Genomic DNA, 19,883 nt, shown 5'->3' on the forward strand with positions numbered 1-19,883 from the left:
CTACAATGAGGATCGTTCAACTGACTCCTCTTGCCAAAGCGCGAGTGTGGGTTTCCGAAAGCGCCACCTTTGGGGTGGAGTTTACTGGCGCCATATCCGGATCGTTTGTGGCAGCGAGAACTGCCTCCCCTGAGCACGCCGCAGTGACAGTAGAGGCTTTGGTGCCGCGGGGGGCCATGGCCGAATATGGTCTTGTCGGGCTCGATTTTCAGTCGATCCCGTCGGAGACATCGCGTGTCGAGGTTGGGTGTTCTGTCAGCGAAGGGATGAGGTGGGATAAATCCATCGCGGCTACCATTGATGACGTGAGGCTCGGGCTGTCGGAGGAGTATTCGCAGGCTGTATGTCAAGCGCTCTCGTCAGCGGCCACCACGAAGCTCGGCCCCGGAGTGCTGAGGCTGGTGGAGGCAGCTCACGGGGCTGTCGGGTCGAGCCCGAGCTTCTTTGCCAAGCTGTCGTTTGCGGCTGTGGAGCTAATGTTTGTCGACGTGTCGGACGCGTCCGACGAACTGCTGGCGGAGCTCCTTAGACGCATTCTTGTGGGATAATCGAGACGGATGAACATTGCCCGCATCGGTGTCATCTCGCCCGCGTGAATCGAGGCGGCCCTTCCACGATACACGTCGGTGCCCAAGCCCGCATGAGATTGCCCGTTTTGCACTCGCGTTCAGCGGCAGCTCTGCTGCGCATACCCGCTGTCATTCCACCTCTGCCTACCCGCCCGCGGGACGCGCCGGCGGCGAGCCGCCCTCCGGCGGGGCGCCCGCCCCGCCGACGGCGCGCGGCAGCTCGACGGAGAAGGTCGCGCCGCGCCCCGGCGCGCTCTCCACCCGCACGGCGCCCCCGTGCTGCTCCACGATGAGCCGCACGATCCACAGGCCGAGGCCGAACCCGCCGTAGTGCATCACCGACGCCGCGCGCTGGAACCGCTCGAAGATGCGCGCCTGGTCGCCGGGCGCGATGCCGATGCCGCGGTCCTGCACGGCGAACCGGACATGCGCGGCGTCGGCCTCGACGCGCACGTCGATGGGCGCGCCGGCGCCGTATTTCACGGCGTTCGACAGGAGGTTCGTGATCACCTGCTCCATGCGGGCGCGATCCCAGCGCACGAGGACCTCCTCGCCCCCGAGCAGCCGGATCGACGAGCCCCGGCGCGGCCCCTCCTCGAACCGCTCGACGCTCTCGCGGAGCAGCGCGACGAGGTCGAACTCCTCGACGTGGAGCGACAGGCCCCGCGCCGAGATCCGGGAGACGTCGAGCAGCTCGTTCACGAGGTCGCTCAGCCGGAAGACGCTCCGGTGCATGGTCGAGAGCTTGGCGTCGAGCCGCGCCGCGTCCTGGGAGGCGTGACCGAGGCGGAGCGCCCGGCGCAGGCTCTCCACCTGGAGGAGGAGCGCCGTGAGGGGCGTCTTGAGCTCGTGCGACGCGATGGAGAGGAACTCGTCGCGCACCTCGACCGCCTCCTCGAGGCTCCGCAGGAGCCGCTCGCGATCCTGCTCCAGCCGGAGCCGCTCGGTCTCGTCGCGGGTGTTCATCACCGCGCCCGCGGGCGCGCCGTCCGCGCGGCGCAGCGGGGACGCGCTCGCGGAGAGCACGCGCGCCGAGCCGTCCGGCCGCTGGACCTGCCAGCAGACGCTCTCCACCTTCTCGCCGCGCAGGGCGCGGTGGAGCGGCGTCTCCGCCGCGGGCGCCGGGGCGCCGTCCGGCGGGGCGGCGCCCGTCGCGCGCGCCCACGCGTCGATCGTGAGCTCCGTGGCCGGCCCGAGCTGCCGCTCGGCCTCCGGGTTCATCAGGCGGACGACGCCGTGCTCGTCCACCATGACGATCCCGTCGCCGCTCTGCCCGATGATGCGCCGCAGGACCGCGTGCTCGGCGGCGCGCCTCGCCTCGCTCTCCCGGAGCGCGTCCTCGGCGCGCTTGCGCTCGATCCCGTGGGCCACCGTGACGGCGATCGTCCCGAGCGCGTCGAGCACCTGCTCGTGCAGGGGCCGCCGCGCGAACATCGCCATCACGCCGATGAGCCGATCCTCGACGAGCAAGGGGTAGCCGGCGAACGACACCATGCCCTCGCGCCGCGCCCAGCCCTTCTCGCTCACCTGGGGATCGCGGAGGACGTCGTTCGTGAGGTGCGGCCGGCGCTCCTTCGCGATGCGGCCGATCTTGTAGCTGCCCACGGGGATGCGGCTGTGGGGGCCGTCGAGGTGCGTGTACATCCCCGCGCTCGCGCGGAGGTCCAGGACCTGCGCGCGCTCGTCGAGCAGCCAGATGCGGGCGAACGCCGCGTCGAGGTGCCCCCGGATCGCCTCGGCGCAGCGCTGCAGGAGCTCGCGCATCGTCCCGGGGAGGGACAGCGCCGCGCTCACCTCGGCCCGGAGCGCGCCCATGAGCGCCTGCGCGGAGAGCAGCTGCTCGCTCCGCTTGCGCTCGGTGATGTCCACGAACGTGACGATGGCGCCGACGACCTCGCCTTGCCTGCGGACGGGGCGGGACCAGTACTCGACGGGGAAGCTGGTCCCGTCGGCGCGGAAGAGCAGCTCGCCGGCGAGGTGCGCGGCCTCCCCGGCCCGGACCGTGCGGCAGATCCGGCAGTCCGACTCGGGCAGCGGCGCGCCGCCCTCGCGCGTGTGGTGGACGAGCTGGTGCATGGCGCGGCCGACGAGCTCCGCCTCGTCGCGGTACCCGAGCAGCCGCACGCAGGCCCGGTTGGCGAACGTGCACCGGCACGCGCGATCGAGCCCGTAGATCCCTTGCTCGGTCGACTCGAGCAGCGCCTGCGCCCGCTCCTCGCTCTCGCGGAGCGCCTCCTCCGCGACCCTGGCCCGCGTGACGTCGACGGAGAGGCCGCGGGCGACGGGCCCCCCGCCGGCGGGGGCCACGCGGCGGGCGAGCTCGCTGCTCAGCCACACCGTGCGGCCGTCGGCGGCGAAGAAGCGGTGCTCGATGCGCTCGGTCGACCCCTCCGCGAGGACCTTGCGCGCCACGGCGAGCAGCCGCGACCGGTCCTCCGGGTGCTGGTGCCGCCAGAAGAGGCCGTCATCGGCCGCCCAGCGCTCGGCGGCGTGCCCGAACAGCTCCCTCGCCGGCGCGCGCACCGTCGACAGCTCGAGCGCCTCGCCGGAGACCTCCCAGATCAGCGCGTCCAGCGCGCCGAGGAGCGCCGGCGCCCACGCGCCCTCGGCCGGCGTGTCCCGCTCGCCCTCGGCCGGCGAGTCCCGCTCGTCCTCGGCGCGCGCCGGGCCCTGTCGGCCTGAGCCCGGTGCGCTCCTCGTCTGGCCCTGCGCGTCGCTCGCCGGACAGCCCACATGTCAGGCTAGCATGGCTGCCGCAGCGCGCCGGTGGGTCTCCCGCTCTCGAGCCTGCGCGGATCGGCCCCCCTCGGCGCGCACGGCCGATCCTCCGCCGGGGCTCCGGCGCGGCGGGCGGCGATCGGCGGCCCAGCTCCCTCGATCCGCGCCGCGCCGGCTCGCCTGGCGGCGCGCGGGCGGCGGATCCGCCGCCTGCCCCGTGCGATCGGGGGCGACCTGGGCGAGGATGGCGCCGAAGGGGCAGGGACACGCCGTGCGGCTCGGGATCCGGCTTCAGCTCTTGTTCGCGCTCGGCGCGCTGCTCGTGCTGGCGTTCGTGCCGCTCTTCTTCGCCGTCGCGAACCTCACGCGGGCCACGATGGTCGGCGCGCGCGCGTCGAGCGCCCGCGCGATCGGCCGCGCGATCGCCGGGCACGTCGCCGCGGCGCGGGCGAGCCGGTCGGCGCCGGAGCTCTCGCCGCTGCTCGAGGCGCAGCTCGGGCCCGACGGCGCGTCGGCGATCGGCGTCTACGACGCGGCGGGCGCGCTCGTCGACCGCGCCGGGGAGCCGGACGCGGCGGCGGCGCTGCCGGCCTCGGTGGAGGCGGGCGCGGAGGTGCTGAGGACCGTGCGCACCGCGCGGGGCGGCGCGGTCCTGGTCGTCGTTCCGGAGCACGCGCGCGAGCCGGCGCCGCGCGCGGACGCGGAGCCCGACGCGGAGCCCGACGCGGCGCCCGCGCGGCCGCCGCAGGTCGGCTCCGTGGCCGTGCTGGTGCCGACGGACCCGTCGACGGTGCCGGCCGCGCCGCTCGTCCGGATCGTGGCGCTCTACACGGGGATCGTGGCGCTGGCGCTGCTCGTGTTCGCGTACATCGCGATGACGCGCCTCGTGGTGCGGCCGGTCGACGCGCTGTCGGAGGCCGCCCGCCGCGTGGCCGGCGGGGCGCGCGACCTCGAGGCGCCGCGCGCCGGCGCGCGGGAGCTCGCGGAGCTCGGGGCGAGCCTCGCGCACATGACGGCCCGCCTCCGGGCCGACGAGGAGTCGCTGCGGGCGAAGATCGCCGAGGTCGAGCGCTACGCGGCGGACCTGAAGAGCGCGCAGGAGCGGCTGGTCCGCTCCGAGCGGCTCGCGTCCGTGGGGCGGCTCGCGGCGGGGCTCGCGCACGAGATCGGCAACCCCATCGCGGCGATCCTCGGCTTCCAGGAGCTCCTGCTCGCCGGGGGGCTCACGCCCGACGAGGAGCGCGAGTTCCTCGAGCGGATGAAGCGCGAGACCGAGCGCATCCACAAGATCTTGCGCGACCTGCTCGACTTCGCGCGGCCGGCGGCGCGCGGCGCGGGCGACGCCGGGGAGGAGCCCTCCGGCTCGGTCGCCGAGGCGCTCGAGGACGTCGTCTCGCTGGTCTCGCCGCAGAAGGCGTTCCGCGCGGTCGAGCTCGTGCGGGACGTCGCGCCCGACGTGCCGCCCGTCCAGCTGTCGCACGGCCGCCTGGTGCAGGTGCTGCTGAACCTCCTCCTGAACGCGGCCGACGCGGTGCCGCGCGCCGGCGGGCGCGTCTGGGTGCGCGCGTCGCGGGCCGCGGGCGGGGGCGCGCGGATCGAGGTCGAGGACAACGGGCCGGGGATCGCCGAGGCGGTCTGCGAGACGCTGTTCGAGCCGTTCATCACGACGAAGGAGGTCGGCGAGGGGACGGGGCTCGGGCTCGCGGTGTGCCGCGGGCTCGTCGAGGCGGCGGGCGGCGCGATCGGGGTCGAGGCCGGGGCCGAGGGCGGGGCGCGGTTCGTGGTGCAGCTGCCGGGCGCCGCGGGGTGAGGGCTTCGCACGCGCTACGCGCCGAGCCGCGCCATCGCGTCGACGGCGGCGCGCCGGAGCGCCTCGGCCTGGTAGACGACCGCGCCGGCGTGCCCGGTGTCGAGCCACCGGAGCTCGCTCGACCTCCAGTGCGCGTGGAGCGCCTCGACCTGCTCGGCGAACACGTACCCGTCGCGGCGCCCGCCGACGAGGACGGTCGCGTCGAGCCGCCGCGGCGCCGGGTGGCGGTCGAGGTCGGCGGCGCCGAAGAGGGCGCCGAGCCGCGCCCGCGCCGCCGCGGGCCCGCCCAGCGCCTCGAACTCGACGCTGACGGACAGCATCCCCTCGGTGAACACCGGCACGGCGCTGCGGCCCGCGCCGAAGACAGCGACCGCGAGCGGGCGCGCCGTGACCGCCGCGGCGAGCGCCGCCGACGTCCCGCCCATGCTGAAGCCGACGACGCCGATGCGCTCGTATCCCTCGCGGGCGAGGTGCTCGACGAGCGCGCGCGTCTCCTCGACGGTGGAGAGGTTCATCAGGAGGTGCTCGGCCACGGTGCGGATCGCGGTGGCGCGCTGCCCGGGGGGCCGGCGGAGGCCGTACATCGCGTTCTCGAGGAGGATGACCTCGATGCCCTCGCGGGCGGCGAGCGGCCGGAAGAGCCGCGTCCGCGCGGCGAAGCCCTCGTCGCCGGAGGCCGCCAGCGCGACGTAGACCGGCCGGCGGCGCCCCCGCTCGGGCGCCCTGGGCGCGATGCGGCGCACGAAGGCCGTGCCCGCGCAGGGCGGCAGGCCCGGGAGCGCGGCGGCGAAGGAGCCGTCGGTCACGTCGACGGGCCCGTCCGCCCGCGGCCGCCCCCAGGCGACCGCCGCGGCGCGCGGGGGCTCCGAGAACCGCGCGATGGTCGGGACCCGCTCGAGGACGCCCTCGTCGCCCCAGCCGGCCGCGAACAGCCGGCGGCGGCGGGACAGGACGGCGTGGGCGTGGTCGAGCCAGTGAACGGATCGCGCGCGCACCGCCGCCCTCACGCTCCTCCGTCGAGCACCACGCCCCGGGCCTGGAAGCGCATCACCTCTTTCCCGTCCTGGTTCCAGCAGCCGCCGCGCATCGCGAGGCGCACGCGCCCCGGCTCGCGCGCGACGTCGGTGATGGTCGCCTCGCAGCGGATGGTGTCCCCGGTGAAGACGGGCCGCAGGAACTCGAACTGCATCTCCCGGGCGAGGAAGTCGATCTCGCCGCCGAGCCGGGTGGGGAGCGTCGCCGTGAGCAGGCCGTGCACGACGCGCCTGCCCTGCGCGTCCGGCTGCGCGTGATGGCGGCCGGCGTCGCCGGAGACGCGCTGGAACTCGACGACGTCCTCGTCCGTGAAGCGGCGCTCGACCGCCGACACGTCGCCGACCTGAAAGGCACGCTCGCGCTTCATCCCGTCATCCTCCTGCCTCGTGCAGCCGAGCCCTCTTCAATCGTATCCCTCTTCAATCGTATCCATGACCGCGAGTACAGCATCGAAGGCTCGCTCGGCGATGTCAGCCGGGAGCGCCTCCCGGATCGCCGTCTACCATGCTGGCAGCGTCGATGATGAGGAGAAAGCCCTCTCCGCCCTGCGCGCCTGGGGGTTGCAGCAGATGATCCAGCCGCGCGCCACCCTCGTGCCATTGATTGAAGCTTCGACGCGAGGGCTGTCGTTGCTAGAGCACCGATCACGCCGATCGACCGAGAATGCACCGCCAAGGACGCCAAGAAAAGAACAAGACCTTGGCGCCTTGGCGGTCTGAATTTCTGCTCTTTCGAGCGGCTTCAACCCGTCTGTCGCTCGAGACCTCGCCGGCGGGAGGCCCCTACTCCTCGACGGCACCCGGAAGCCACCACGAGGCGACCGCGAGCTCTCCGTGGAACGGAGGCAGCACGACGCGCTCGTCGTCCTGCGCCGTCGCCGTGAGCGCCGGCCTTCCGCCGACCGTCTCGAACACCTCGACCAGCCGGCGCATCGGGTCCACGATCCAGCTCCAGCCAACGCCGGCGCGCGCGTAGAGCGGCAGCTTCACCGCCACGTCGTCGCGGGCGGTCCCCGGCGACAGGACCTCGCAGCACCAGTCGGGAAGGATCGTCAGCGGGTTCTCGTCCGGCAGCTCGGGGACCCGCTCGACGCGGAATCCACACAGGTCCGGCACGACGAGCCGACCGCCAGGGAAGCGGATCTCGGTCTCGGGCTCGATCCACCAGCCGGCCCCACCGACGTTCGCGTCGAACGGGACGAGGCCGTGCAGGCAGAGCCTGGCCGCGCGGCGGTGGCGCTTCCCGGGCCGCGACATCGTGCGGAGGACGCCGGGCTCCAGGATCTCGCCCGTCAGGTGCTCGGGCAGGGCGCGGATGCGCTGGTAGAGCTCCTCGAAGGTCAGGGGGGCCGCGGCAGGTTGACCCATGCCAGCGAGGGTATCCGATCGCGCGCAGCGCGCGAGCGGCGATCGGGCGATGTCAGTTCAGCCCGCGCCCCAGCGGCGGCCACGGACGCTCCCCGCCGAGCTGGTCGAGCTCCTTGCGCAGCTCGTCGGTCGGCGCGAGCACCTGCATCCGCTCGAGCACGCTGCGCAGCCGCGCCGCGTCCGAGCGGCTCGTGTAGATCGAGCGCAGGTTGTTCAGCATGCGCACCAGGATCTGCCGCTTCTGCGCCGGCACGAGGAGCCGCGGGTCCGGATCGCGCGTGGCGCCGGTCGCGCGGGTGTGCAGCGCGCGCAGGTCGTCCCGGCCGAGCAGCCGGCCCTCGAACGGATCGATGAGCAGCACGCCGCCACGGACCGGCGTCCTCACCAGGAAGTGCCCCGGGAACGACACGCCCTGCGCCTCCAGGCCGGCGCGCTGGCACACCTCGAGGAGCACGACCGCCAGCGTGATGGGGATGCCCGTCCGGCGATCCAGGACCTCGTGCAGGTAGCTGTTCTTCGGGTCGTAGTAGTCGCCCGCGTTCCCGTGGAACCCGAGGTCGCCGTAGAACCAGCGGAGCAGCTGCTCGATCGGGCCGCTGCCGGGCGTCGCCTCCGGGGCGCGCAGGGGGCGCTCGATCGCCCGGCGCGCCTCGCCGCCGAGCTGGTCGAGCACGCGGAGGTAGTGCGGGATGTCGAGGCCCGGGTACGCGGCGTCGTCGATGAGGAGCGCCGCCTCGGCGAGGTCGAGCTCGTCCTCCGGCCTCGCCGCGATATGCGCAAAAAGCGTGAGACTCACCGGCGCAGCCATCGGACGGAGCGTAGCGCCACCTGCGAGAAATGGTCTAGGCCAGGGCGTCGTCCCGGCCGCCTTCGTCGAGCCACGCGTCGACGCGGACCCCGACCAGGTTGCGGTGGCCCATCGCCGCGAGGATCCGCGGGAGCGCCGCGACCCCCGCGGGCGCGTGGTCGTCGCGCTCGGCCGCGTCGTGCAGCAGCACGATGGCCCCGTCGCGGAGCCCCGGGATGACCCGGGCCGCCACCCGCTCGGGGCTCGCCCCGGCGAGCCCGTCGAACCCCCGCGCCGACCAGCCGATTACGTCGAGGTCGAGCGCGTCGACCGCCCGGGCGATGCGCGGGCTCGTGTGGCCGACCGGCGGCCTGAACAGCGTCGGGCGGGCGCCGGTGATCCGCTCGAGCACGTCGAGGCCCCGCCGGAGATCGCGCTCGACGGCGCGGGCCGAGCGCAGCGAGAACAGCCGGTCGTGCGCGTGGCTGTGCAGCGCGACGGCGTGGCCCCGCGCCGCGATCTCGCGGACGAGCTCCGGGTGGGCCTCGGCCTTGCGGCCGATGACGAAGAACGTCGCCTTCGCGCCCGCCTTGTCGAGGAGATCGAGGACCCGCGGCGTGTGCTCCGGGCTGGGCCCGTCGTCGAACGTCAGCGCGACGCCCCGCGCGCCGGGCGGGCCGCGCTTCACCACGTCCACGAACATGCCGAGCCCGAGGAAGAAGACCCCGCACAGGACGAGCGCGAGGTACCCGACGATCGCCGCGCCGGCGACCGCGAAGGGCACCGGCGCGACGAGCAAGGACCGCGCGACCAGCGCGAGCGCGCCGAGCGATGCCGCGTAGAGGAGCGCCCGCGCGACCGGCACGGCCTACTTCTTCGCGCGCTTCTTCTCGGGCTCGACCTCGAGATCGTCGTCGAGCTCGTCCGCCGCGGCGGACGCCGCGATGCGCTTGTTGCCCCCGGCCGCGGCCTTCACCGCCGGCTTCGCGCCCGGCTTCTCCTCGTCCGCGGGGTCGTTGTCGGCCTCGTAAAAGCCGCCGAGCAGGGCGGCGATCGCCGCGAGCGACGTGATCGCGAGGCCGCCGAACGTCCCGCCGCTCCCCGCGGCCTCGCCGAGCGACAGGTTCGCGCCGCCGAGCTCGCCGAGCGGCGCCGGCACCTCCATGGTCAGCCAGCGCCGCGCGGCGTACATCAGGCCCGCGCCGAGCAGCGCGCCCACGAAGGCCTTCATCCCCGCCTCGATCTTCGCGTCCTTGGCCCAGATGGGCTTGCCGGCGACGAGCCCCACGAGGACCCCGGCGAGCGCCGCGGCCAGGTAGGCGATGATCGCGATGGGCGCCGCGTAGCCGAGCTTCGCCAGCCCGAACCCGAGCAAGCCCCCCACGATGAGCCCCTTCACAATCCCGAGGATCAGGCGACCCAGCATCTGCTCCATCCTTGGCACGACGAGGGGCGCCGTTCAACATGGCGCCGCGCTGCCACCAGCCGCGCCGCGCGGCGCGCGCCGTGGTAGACGGCGCCCACCGCCCGGGTAGCCCGCGCGTTCGGCCCTGCCGGCCGTCGCCCCCCTCGCCGCAAGCCTGACCCGGGCTCCGACCGGCCGTGCTCTTCAACACCCTCCGCTACGCCGAGTTCTTCGCCGCCGTCTTCGTCGGATCGTGGGCGCTCGTGCGGTTCGCCGGCATCCGCGCGCGCGTCGTGTTCCTGCTCCTCGTGAGCTACGGGTTCTACGCGGCCTGGGACTGGCGCTACCTGCCGCTCATCTTCGCCTCGTCCACGGTCGACTTCCTCCTCGCCCGCGCGATCGCCCGCGAGACGAGGCCCCGGGCGCGGCGCGCGATGCTCATCGCCACCGTGGCGCTGAACCTCGGGTTCCTCGGCTTCTTCAAGTACTGGAACTTCGCCCTCGAGAACGCGGCCGCGCTGCGCGCGTTGCTCACGGGCGAGCCGGCGAGCGTCGGGCACGCGTTCCGGGTGCTCCTGCCGCCGGTGGGCATCTCGTTCTTCACCTTCGAGTCGATGAGCTACGTCATCGACGTCTACCGGGGCGAGCTCCCGCCCCACAGGAGCTACCTCCGCTACCTGCTCTTCGTCGCCTTCTTCCCGCACCTCGTCGCCGGCCCCATCGTGCGCCCGCGCGACCTGCTCCCGCAGTTCGAGCGCGCCCCGAGCCTCACCCGCGAGGAGGGCGGCGAGGGGCTGTTCCTCGTCGCGATCGGCCTCGTGAAGAAGGTCGTCCTCTCGGATCAGCTCGCGCTCAACCTCGTCGACCGCGTCTTCGAGCGCCCGGAGAACTACTCGGCGCTGGAGGTCCTCGCGGGCGTCTACGGCTACGCCGCGCAGATCTACTGCGACTTCTCCGGCTACACCGACATCGCCATCGGCTCGGCGCTGCTGCTCGGCGTGCGGTTCCCGAAGAACTTCGACGCGCCGTACAAGGCGCAGAACCTCGCCGATTTCTGGCGCCGCTGGCACATCTCGCTCTCCACGTGGCTGCGCGATTACCTGTACATCCCGCTCGGCGGCAACCGCGGCTCGGAGCTCGCGACGTACCGCAACCTGATGATCACGATGCTGCTCGGCGGCCTCTGGCACGGGGCGTCGTGGAACTTCGTCTTCTGGGGCTTCCTCCACGGCCTCGGCCTCGCCGTGACGCGCGCCTTCCAGCGCGCCGTGAAGCGCCGGCGCTCGGGGGCGGAGGGCGAGGGGAGGGCCGCGCGCTCATCCCTGGCCGGCTTCCCGATCCGCGCGCTGTGCGTGCTGCTGACGTTCCACTACGTCTGCCTCGCGTGGATCTTCTTCCGCGTGCCGACCTTCTCGCAGGCCGTGCTCATCCTGCGGCAGCTCGGCACGCTGACGACGTTCCACCCGAACCTGCCGCCCGTGCTCGTCGGGCTCCTCGCGGTCGCGCTCCTGTCCCACTACGTGCCCGAGCGCCTCTACGAGCGCGCCCGCGGCGCCTTCATCGCGGCGCCGGCGCCGCTCCAGGGCGCGCTGCTGTTCCTGGTCGCGGTCTCGCTGCACGAGGCGGCGAGCGCGGCCGCGGTGCCGTTCGTGTACTTCCAGTTCTGAGCGCGCGCAGCCGCAGCCCACCTCGGGGGCCGGCGATGAAAGCCAGCGCCGGAGACGCACCACGTCGGATCGATGACCTCATCGAGAGGAACGCGGTTCAGGGCGTCGGCAAGGAACGGCTGCGGATCGAAGCGCAGCGGGCCGAAGCGATCTTGCAGCTTGCGCCAGGCGAGCGCGAGCGGAACGCAGAAGACGAGATCTGTCCCCGGTGCGTGGGGCTCGGCGAGGGTGGCGCACATCGTGATGGGCATTGGACCTCTCCTATGCGAATCAGCCGGTTCGACGAGGCGACGACGTTGGCTCGAAGGGCGTCATTCTGCCGCGCGGCCCCGCGATGGTTACACCGGGCAGGGTTGGATGATCATACATGCTGTCGCCGACGCAGCCAATCGTCGTTACCTGAGTTTCGTTCGCGACCTGCTGTGCGATCGAGCCTCCGGGCTGCCCCGGAGGATCAGTGCCTCCATGACAGACCGTCATATGAATCGAGCTGCCCCTGAACCCGGCGCCGTGTATGAGCTGGCCGAGATCCCGACCCGACCACAGCCACGGGAAGCACGGCCCGCCCGTGTTGAGACTGACGATCTCCTTGAGCGTACCCGGCTCGTTGCCGTGACAGGCCTTGATGCACCCGCCGACGGTCAGGGCCTTCGCACCGTTGATCTTCGTGCGCATCGGCGCATCGATGACTCCCTCGGCCACCGTGCCCATGGTCGGGTAGGGGATAGGCACGGGGCTCGGCGCGGCGGGCGTGGTGCGCACGCTCACCGCCATGCCGGTCATCTGGTGGCCGGATCTCTCCGTTATCGTGTCCATTCCAAGCGCGGTGACCTTGCTCACGGCGCCGCGAGCGTAACGGACCGCCGGTCTCGCGGTCTACTCGCGCCCCTGACGGTCTCGGTGGGGGAGGACGACGGCTTCCGGCCGCTTGACGTCGGCGTCCGCATCGACGCCGACGGGCTCCCCCTCGCGACCGCTCGCGCGACGACAAGTCAGCGCGAGCTCTCGTTGTGATCTACGCTCACGCCGTGCGCCCGTCCCGTGCCGCTGCCCTCGTTCCCTTCGCCGCCCTCCTGGCCGGCGCGCTCTCGCCCGCGTGCAGCGTGGCCAACGTGCCGTCGAACGCGATGCCGATGGTCCGGGCGCGCGCCACCTCCGACCTCGACTGTCCCGACAAGGACGTCCGCGTCGAGGAGCAGCTCGGCGGCCAGTTCAAGGCCGTCGGCTGCGGCCGCAAGGCGTACTACCGGGCCGCGTGCGAGGCGCTCCGCTGCGTGGTGAGCGGCGAAGGCGAGGCGGCCGTCCCCTGGAGAGACCGGCCCGAGCCCATGGACGTCGACCGGGGCCGGGGCCTGCAGTAGGCCGCGCCGCGGCGGCCGATCCCGGGTTTTCCGGGCTTTTTGGGGGCACGTGGGTCCGGGTTCGAGGTAGCCTGCGGCGTCTCGATCATCCGCCCAGGGGTTCGGCCATGGCCTTCATCATCACCGAGAGCTGCACGTGACGGACAGGGCGCCGGCCGACATCGACGGTCCGGAGCCGGCCGCCGCCGGACGGTCCGAGCCGGCGGAGGGAGGCGGGCGCGAGCCGGCCGCCGCGGACCGGCCTGCGCCGGCCGGGCCGGACGCGACCTCGCCGCCGCGCGAGCCGGCCGACGCCGAGCCGCGGCGCCGGACGAAGAAGCGCGCCAAGCGGCGCGACGAGAAGGAGGCGCCGCCCCCCGGCGACGCCGCGCCGGGGCGCCCTCGCCATCCCGAGCTCGAGCGCCTCGAGCAGGCGTTCGAGCGCGGCGACTACGCGCTGGTCCGGGCAGGCGCGAGGCGGCTCTTGACGGACGAGATCGCGCGCAGCGAGCCTCCGGAGGAGGACCACCCCTATCGAGCTCGCGACGAGAAGAAGTCCGCGAAGGACCTGGCCGAGCAGCACGAGCGCGAGCGCGACGAGATCCGCCGCGCCGCGCGGGCGCTGCTGCGCCGGGTCGAGCCCGACCCGCTCGCCGTCGCCCTGCTCGTCGCGGCCGCGGCGCTGCTCGCGTTCCTGTCGCTCTGGTACTGGTCCCACAGCCACGGTTCCCCGTGACGACGCCGCCCGTGACGACCCCGCCGGTGGCGACCGACGAGGCAGCGCGGTGAGCCCCGCGAGCGAGCGCACCCCCGGCCGCCCTCGCGCGCCGCGGCTCGCCGCGCTCGCGCTCGCGCTGCTCGGCTGCGGGGGTGCGCCCGCCCCGGTCCGGCCCGCGGCGTGGAACGCGGCGCCCGACGGGCAGCAGGGCGCCTCCTCGGGCACGCGGGCCGAGCGCTACTTCCCGCTCGTCGACGGGCACATCTACCACTACGCGACCACGAGCGAGCGCGGCGAGCAGGGCCTCCTCGTCGCGCGCGTGCACCGCGCGGACGAGCGCCGCGGCGAGCTCCGGTTCCCCTCCGGGGTGAAGCGCTTCGCGTTCACCCCCGAGGGCGTGATCCGCAGCGACACGGGCGTCTTCGTGCTCAAGGAGCCGATCGCGCCCGGCACGACGTGGACCGGCGAGCACGGCGGTCGCGCCCGCATCGCCGCGGTCGACGCCGCGATCGAGGTGCCCGCGGGCCGGTTCACGGGGTGCGTGCAGACGGTCGAGGAGCGCCTCGGCGACAGGCCGGCGCGCTTCGTGTCGACGTTCTGCCCGGACGTCGGCGTGGTGGCGATCGAGGCGGCGAGCGGCGCGAGCTACGAGCGGGCCGAGCTCAAGAGCTACGCGCCGCCCGTCGACGTGGGCCCCGACGGCCTGCGGAGCGCGCCGGCCGTCGACGTCGGCCCGCCGCCTGGCGCGCCGTAGCGCGCCGCGGGGTGGAAAACGCGCCGTAGCGCGCCGCGGGGTGGAAAACGCGCCGTAGCGCGCCGCGGGGTGGAAAACGCGCCGTAGCGCGCCGCGGGTGGAACGCGCGCCGTGAGCGCGCGGCGCCGCCCGCCGGTGGAAGGCGCGGCGGGCCCGTGAAACCGCCCTCCGGACCGGGCGCGCTTTCCGTGCGCGCGGCGCCGGCGCACTTCCGTTTCCGGGGTCGCGGGAAGTAGACTCCCGGCGCCGCTCGAGGCGCCGGCGCACCGCGCGAGCTCCCCCGGCGGCCCGTCTCGCGATCGCCACCGACATGAACTACTGGGATTACATCCACGTCGAGGAGCTGCTCGCCCTCCAGGGTGGATTCGACGACGACGAGCAGAAGGTCAGCAACGACGAGGCCCTGTTCATCGTCGTCCACCAGATCTACGAGCTCTGGTTCAAGCTCATCCTCCGCGAGCTCACCTCGGCGCGCGAGCTCTTCCGCCAGAACCCGGTGCCCGATCAGAAGCTCGCCTCCGCGGCCCGCTCGTTCCGGCGGGTCGTCACCATCTTCGAGCAGGCGATCCAGCACTTCCGGGTGATGGAGACGCTAACGACGCGGGATTACTTGGATTTTCGGGATCGCCTCATCCCTGCGAGCGGCTTCCAGTCGGCGCAGCTGCGCGAGATCGAGGTCCTGCTGGGGCTCGACGACGCGCTCCGGATCCCGCTCGGCCGGGAGGGCAGCTACAAGGAGGCGCTCAAGGCCGCCGACGGGTCGCCGTCGTCCGCGACGCGCCGGCTCGAGGCGCGGCTCGCGAGCGGGCCGAGCCTCAAGCATTACCTGTACGAGTGGCTGTCGCGGACGCCGATCGACGGCTCGAGCGAGCCGGAGGCGGTCCTGCGCTTCCTGCGCAACTACATGCGCTCGATGCGCGCCGAGAACGAGCGCCGGGTGCAGATCGCGATCGGCAAGGCGCTCAGCCCGGCGGACGTCGAGCGGCTCCGCGCGCGGTACGAGGCCGAGAACGCGAACGCCGAGGCGTTCCTGCTCGCCGAGGACGACCCGGGCGCCGACGCGGCCACGCGCGAGAAGCGGCGGGCCGTCCGCGCGGCGATCGTCTTCATCGAGAGCTACCGCGATCTGCCCCGGCTCGCGTGGCCGCGCGAGGTGCTCGACCGCATCCTGGAGATGGAGCAGGCCATGCTCATCTGGCGGCAGCGCCACGCGCGGATGGTCGAGCGGGTGATCGGCCGGCGCACGGGCACCGGCGGCTCCGCGGGGGTCGACTACCTCGACCAGACCGCGCTGCGCTACCGCGTCTTCGGCGATCTCTGGACCGTGCGGTCCCTGCTCTTGCGACAGCCGAGCGTCCCCGAGCTCGAGCATGCATCGGATTACGGATTCCGGGTCGAGGACTCTCCGTGAAATCACTTCGCGATCATTTCTTGCGCATCGACGCCCGCTCGCTCGGGTTGTTTCGCATCACCTTCGGGCTGGTCCTCATCGCCGACCTGTTCGCGCGGTGGCGGTGGGTGCGGGACTTCTACTCGAACGAGGGCGTCCTCCCGAACCACAACCACCTCTTCAACCTCCGCGGCAAGCAGCAGGTCTTCAGCCTATTCCACGCCGTCTCGACGGTGGGGGAGGCCCACTTCGCCTTCGCGCTCGCGCTCGTCGTCTACGCCCTGTTCCTCCTCGGCTACCGGACGCGCGTCTTCCACGTCCTCGCGCTCGTCGTGCTGGTGAGCCTGACGTCGAGGAACATCCTGCTCGAGAACGCCGGCAACTACGCGGCGATCGCGCTGCTCGCGTTCACCGCCTTCCTGCCCTGCGGGAGCCGCCTCTCGCTCGACAGCCTCCGCGCCTCGCTGGCGCTCCGGGACGAGAAGCGCGACACGGAGCTGAACGACCGGTCGCGGACCTCGGACGCCGAGATCGAGGCCGAGCGCCTGCCCGGGTGGTCGCCGACGTCGCTCGCCGCGCTGGCGGTGCTGCTGCAGCTCGCGCTCATCTACCTGTGTACGGCGCTCCAGCAGCGCGGCGAGGCGTGGCGCGACGGCACGGCGTTCTACTACGCGCTCCACGCCGAGCGCCTGGCGAGCGACGCGGGCACCTGGCTCCGCGACGCCCTGCCGCTCGGCACGCTGCGCGGGCTCACGTTCGGCACGTGGGCCATGCAGCTCGCGATCCCGGCGCTCATCGTCGTCCCCGCGCTCTTCCGCTGGACGCGCGGGGCCGCCGCGGCGCTGATGGCGGTGCACGGGCTGATCCTCGGCGTCTTCTTCGATCTCGGGCTGTTCGGCTGGGGGCTCGCCGCCGCGGCGCCGCTCGTGATCCCCGGCGAGCTCTGGGACGCGTACGAGCGCTCCTGGAACGAGCGGCGGGCGCGTACGCTCGTGTACGACGCCGACTGCGGCCTGTGCCTCACGCTGTGCCGCCTGATCAAGCGGCTCGATCTGCGCGGGCACGTGGCCTTCCAGGGCAACGGCGCGCTCGACGAGCTCTACGTCCGCAACCAGACGGGCGCCACGGAGCGCGTGCCGATGCCGAAGGAGGTCACGCCGGAGCTCGTCGAGCGGACGGTGCTCGCGATCGACCGGAACGGGCGCGTGCACACGCAGGGCGGGGCGGTGACCGAGGCGCTCCTGGCGCTGCCGTTCGGCTGGCTCGCCTGGCCGCTCAAGCTGCCGGGCGTCTCGCACCTCCTCGACGCGCTCTACGAGGTGGTCGCGACGCGCCGGCACCACATCAGCACGCTCCTCGGCAAGCAGGCGTGCGGGATCCCGCTGTTCGACGAGAGCCACGCGGACGGCGACGACGAGGGCGCCGCGCCGCCGAGCCCCGCGCCGGCGGTGCGGGTGGCGCGCCTCGCGCTGGGGTCGCTGCGCGAGGCGGCGGTGCTGGTGGTGCTCGCCGCGATGCTGGCGCAGACAGCGAAGGAGAACCCGTTGCCCGGCGCGGCCGCCATCCCGCAGGGGCCGGTGCTCGCCGGCGTGGCGTCGTGGCCGCGCATGCTGGCGCGGTGGGACGTGATGGCGCCCGAGCCGCCGCGGGTCAACGCGCTCCTGGTGATCGACGGCCAGACGCGCGCGCAGCAGCCGATCGATCCGCTGACCGGGGAGGAGCCGCGGCTGCAGCCGGACGGGCACCCCGGGGCGAGGCTCGGCCAGCTCTGGTCCGACTACCTCGATCGCGTCCGGCGGCCGGAGTGGTCCGATTTCCAGCGCGCCTTCCGCGACTACCTCGCGAAGGGCGGGCCGCTCTCGGAGGAGGGCGGGCGCGAGATGGCGCTGACGGGCTACGACGCGTACTGGGTCTCGGCGCCGACCCCCGCGCCCGGCGAGCCCGCGCCCACGGCCTTCGAGCGGGAGAAGCTGTTCTCGCACTCGCGGGGTGGCATGGGGAAGCTCGGCGAGCGCATGCCGCCCCTCGCGCCGGGCCTCGCCCGACCGATCAAGCCGAACTGAGGCGCTCGCATGCGTGAGCCTGACGAGGATCCGACCGCCGCCGATCGCGGCGCGCCGGAGGAGAGCGCGCGTGCTGGCGAGGAGGCGCCGGAGCAGAGCGCCTCGCCCGGCCAGGAGCCGACGGAGGAGAGCGCGCGTGCTGGCGAGGAGGCGCCGGAGCAGAGCGCGTCCCCCGGCGACGGCGCGTCCCCCGGCGACGGCGCGCCGCCCCGGGCCGCAGCCGGCGCCCCGAGGCCGCCTGCGAGGGAGCGCCTCCGGCGCGCGGGGCGCTGGATCAAGGAGCATTACTGCACCATCGACGTCCGCACGCTCGGCCTGTTCAGGCTGGTGCTCGGCTTCCTCCTGGCGAGCGACTGCGTGCGCCACTGGGCCGAGGCGCGCTGGATCTACAGCAACGACGGGGTGCTCACCAACCACTACCACCTCTTTCACCCGAGCAGCGGATTCAACTTCAGCCTCTATCACGCGTTCTCGTCGATCGAAGAGGTCCACGTCGCGTTCGCGCTCTCGCTCTTCTGCTTCCTCTGCTTCTTCGTCGGCTGGCACACGCGGCTGTTCTCGATCCTCTCCTTCCTGCTCGTGACGAGCAGGGACAACCGGGTCGTCATGATCGAGAACGGCGGCTATGTCGTCGTGAACCTCATCACCTGCTGGGCGATGTTCATGCCGACCGGCAGGCGCTTCTCGGTCGACGCGCTGATCCGCTCCTACCGCGAGCGGCAGGAGCGGACGGCCGCGGATCTCGCGGACCGGAGCCGCCCCGCGTGGGCCGTGCGCCCGTACGTCTCGGGGATCGTGCTCCTCGCGATCGTCAACCTGGCGACCATCTACTATTTCAACGTCGTCAACAAGTCAGGCCTCATCTGGCGTCGCGGCGAGACGGTGCATTATGTGCTGCACCTCGACCGCATGGTGACGGGGCTCGCGGTCGTCGCGCGGGAGTACATCCCTTACTGGGCGAAGCGGGGGCTCACCTGGGGCGTCCTGATGGTCGAGGCGCTGCTCGTGATGTGGATCCTCTCGCCCTACGGCCGCCGCTTCACGCGCGCGCTGGCGATGGTCGGGATGTGGGCCTTGCACGGCTCGTTCGGCGTGATGATGCGCCTCGGCCCCTTCTCGTGGTTCATGATCGGCTGGTCGTTCCTGCTGCCGACGTCGCAGCACTGGGACGCGCTCGAGCGCTGGTATCGCCGCCGCGCGGCGCCGCGGGTCGTCGTCTACGACGCGGGCTCGCCGCTCGCCTTCGCGTTGATGCGGCTCCTGGTCCGGCTCGATCACCTCGAGCTGCTCCGGTTCGAGGAGGCGCGCGCGCCGGCCTTGGCGGAGGCGGAGGCCGCGGGGGAAGGGGAGGCCGTGGGGGGAGGCGAGGCGGTGGGGGGAGTAGAGGCGCGGCCGGAGCTCTTCGAGGCGCGCGATCCGTCGGATGGCCGCGTGTTCCGGGGCGCCGCGGCGCTGCGCGAAATCCTGCAGGCGCTCCCCGGCGGTCGCTTTGCCCGCCCGCTGGTCTGGGCGCTCTGCCTCGGCGCGCCCGGCGCGCTGCTCGCGGCCGTGTCGCGGCGGCGCGACGCCGTCGCCACGTTCTTCGGGCTGACGCGGCCGCCGCGCGCGAGGGCGCTGGCGGCGGGGAGCCCGTCGCCGCTCGCGGAGCAGGTCGCCCGCGGCCGGGCGATCGCGCGGGAGGCGCTGGTCGCGTACCTCGGGCTCTGCGCCGTGAGCCAGGCCATCAACGAGAACAAGAGCGTGCCTGCCGTCCTCAAGCACGCTCAGCCGAAGATCGTGCAGGCGACGATCGTGTATCCGCGCCTGCTCCAGGGGTGGGGGATGTTCGCCCCGAACCCGATCACCGAGGACGGGTCGATCAGCGTCGACGCGATCACCGTCGATGGGCGGCACGTGGATCCGTTCACGGGGCTCCCGCCCGATCTCGACCTCTCCGACGCGCGGGGGCTCGGGCTCGGGCAGATCCGGCAGGACTATTTCAACCGGATCCGGCTCGACCGGAACAAGCCGTTCCGCAAGCCCGGTCTCCAGGACTACCTGCTCGCGTACCACGAGCGCACCGGGCGGCCGGACGACCAGATCGTCGCGTTCGACGTCTACTGGGTGCGGGATCAGTGCCCGAAGCCGGGGGAGAGCGCGCCGTACAAGAACGAGGCGATCCCGATCCTGTCGTATCGGAAGCCGGGGTATCGGCCGCGTCCGGGGCTGCCGCCGCTGCCGCCGGCGCCGAAGGAGCAGAGCGCGGGGAATTGAGCCCGCG

Annotated in this window: 17 protein-coding genes; 9 read left to right on the top strand and 8 right to left on the bottom strand. The window is 73.3% G+C overall.

Translation table 11 applies throughout. The annotated features are described in order from the left end of the window. The first annotated feature begins 5 nt into the window (after positions 1-5). Positions 6-548, top strand: coding sequence for a hypothetical protein (locus WME98_RS19405; RefSeq protein ID WP_437952615.1), 543 nt, complete (start codon positions 6-8; stop codon positions 546-548). A 165-nt stretch (positions 549-713) separates the two neighbouring features. Here WME98_RS19405 and WME98_RS19410 read toward each other — a convergent pair whose 3' ends face one another. Continuing rightward, positions 714-3,302, bottom strand: a complete 2,589-nt coding sequence (locus WME98_RS19410; protein WP_437952616.1) for a PAS domain S-box protein — start codon at positions 3,300-3,302, stop codon at positions 714-716. A 229-nt stretch (positions 3,303-3,531) separates the two neighbouring features. Between WME98_RS19410 and WME98_RS19415 the strand changes: the two genes are divergently transcribed. Continuing rightward, positions 3,532-5,097 carry an ATP-binding protein gene (locus tag WME98_RS19415; protein ID WP_437952617.1) on the top strand — a complete coding sequence of 522 codons (1,566 nt, stop codon included), beginning with the start codon at positions 3,532-3,534 and terminating at the stop codon, positions 5,095-5,097. A 14-nt stretch (positions 5,098-5,111) separates the two neighbouring features. Here the strand turns inward: WME98_RS19415 and WME98_RS19420 are convergent, their stop codons facing one another. The 6 genes from WME98_RS19420 to WME98_RS19445 all read right to left on the bottom strand — a co-directional run bounded on the left by WME98_RS19420 (position 5,112) and on the right by WME98_RS19445 (position 9,712). Continuing rightward, positions 5,112-6,092: an alpha/beta hydrolase family protein gene (locus WME98_RS19420; RefSeq protein ID WP_437952618.1), complete on the bottom strand. Its 981-nt coding sequence runs from the start codon at positions 6,090-6,092 to the stop codon at positions 5,112-5,114. A gap of 8 nt (positions 6,093-6,100) precedes the next feature. After that, the gene (locus WME98_RS19425) at positions 6,101-6,499 is read right to left on the bottom strand and encodes a hotdog domain-containing protein (RefSeq protein WP_061626844.1); all 399 of its coding nucleotides are present in this window, start codon (positions 6,497-6,499) and stop codon (positions 6,101-6,103) included. A gap of 415 nt (positions 6,500-6,914) precedes the next feature. Next, positions 6,915-7,499, bottom strand: coding sequence for a Uma2 family endonuclease (locus WME98_RS19430; RefSeq protein WP_061626834.1), 585 nt, complete (start codon positions 7,497-7,499; stop codon positions 6,915-6,917). 52 nt (positions 7,500-7,551) lie between these two features. After that, positions 7,552-8,295, bottom strand: coding sequence for a SirB1 family protein (locus tag WME98_RS19435; protein ID WP_437569947.1), 744 nt, complete (start codon positions 8,293-8,295; stop codon positions 7,552-7,554). Between the two features lie 46 nt (positions 8,296-8,341). Continuing rightward, positions 8,342-9,151 carry a polysaccharide deacetylase family protein gene (locus WME98_RS19440; RefSeq protein ID WP_437952619.1) on the bottom strand — a complete coding sequence of 270 codons (810 nt, stop codon included), beginning with the start codon at positions 9,149-9,151 and terminating at the stop codon, positions 8,342-8,344. Between the two features lie 3 nt (positions 9,152-9,154). Continuing rightward, on the bottom strand, positions 9,155-9,712 hold the full coding sequence (locus WME98_RS19445; RefSeq protein WP_437952620.1) for a hypothetical protein: 558 nt from the start codon (positions 9,710-9,712) through the stop codon (positions 9,155-9,157). A 176-nt stretch (positions 9,713-9,888) separates the two neighbouring features. Between WME98_RS19445 and WME98_RS19450 the strand changes: the two genes are divergently transcribed. Beyond that, positions 9,889-11,358, top strand: coding sequence for an MBOAT family O-acyltransferase (locus WME98_RS19450; protein WP_437952621.1), 1,470 nt, complete (start codon positions 9,889-9,891; stop codon positions 11,356-11,358). A 270-nt stretch (positions 11,359-11,628) separates the two neighbouring features. Here WME98_RS19450 and WME98_RS19455 read toward each other — a convergent pair whose 3' ends face one another. Beyond that, positions 11,629-12,198, bottom strand: a complete 570-nt coding sequence (locus tag WME98_RS19455; RefSeq protein WP_437952622.1) for a PAAR-like domain-containing protein — start codon at positions 12,196-12,198, stop codon at positions 11,629-11,631. 188 nt (positions 12,199-12,386) lie between these two features. Here WME98_RS19455 and WME98_RS19460 point away from each other — a divergent pair, with 188 nt between their 5' ends. The 6 genes from WME98_RS19460 to WME98_RS19485 all read left to right on the top strand — a co-directional run bounded on the left by WME98_RS19460 (position 12,387) and on the right by WME98_RS19485 (position 19,876). Beyond that, entirely contained in the window at positions 12,387-12,719 is a 333-nt protein-coding gene (locus WME98_RS19460; RefSeq protein WP_129580382.1) for a hypothetical protein, read from the top strand. Positions 12,720-12,855: 136 nt separating this feature from the next. After that, positions 12,856-13,434 (top strand): hypothetical protein, encoded by a 579-nt coding sequence (locus WME98_RS19465; protein ID WP_437952623.1) that lies wholly within the window; start codon positions 12,856-12,858, stop codon positions 13,432-13,434. A gap of 49 nt (positions 13,435-13,483) precedes the next feature. After that, on the top strand, positions 13,484-14,170 hold the full coding sequence (locus tag WME98_RS19470) for a hypothetical protein (protein ID WP_437952624.1): 687 nt from the start codon (positions 13,484-13,486) through the stop codon (positions 14,168-14,170). Between the two features lie 310 nt (positions 14,171-14,480). Further along, positions 14,481-15,581 (top strand): tryptophan 2,3-dioxygenase family protein, encoded by a 1,101-nt coding sequence (locus tag WME98_RS19475; protein WP_437952625.1) that lies wholly within the window; start codon positions 14,481-14,483, stop codon positions 15,579-15,581. Beyond that, complete coding sequence (locus WME98_RS19480; RefSeq protein WP_437952626.1) at positions 15,578-17,623, top strand: DCC1-like thiol-disulfide oxidoreductase family protein; 2,046 nt, start codon at positions 15,578-15,580, stop codon at positions 17,621-17,623. The genes WME98_RS19475 and WME98_RS19480 overlap by 4 nt, the downstream gene beginning before the upstream one ends. A 9-nt stretch (positions 17,624-17,632) precedes the next feature. Continuing rightward, positions 17,633-19,876, top strand: coding sequence for a hypothetical protein (locus WME98_RS19485; RefSeq protein ID WP_437952627.1), 2,244 nt, complete (start codon positions 17,633-17,635; stop codon positions 19,874-19,876). The last annotated feature ends 7 nt before the right edge of the window (positions 19,877-19,883 follow it).

Origin of the sequence: Sorangium sp. So ce296, from assembly GCF_051529605.1 — a bacterium.
Classification (GTDB): domain Bacteria; phylum Myxococcota_A; class Polyangia; order Polyangiales; family Polyangiaceae; genus Sorangium; species Sorangium cellulosum_D.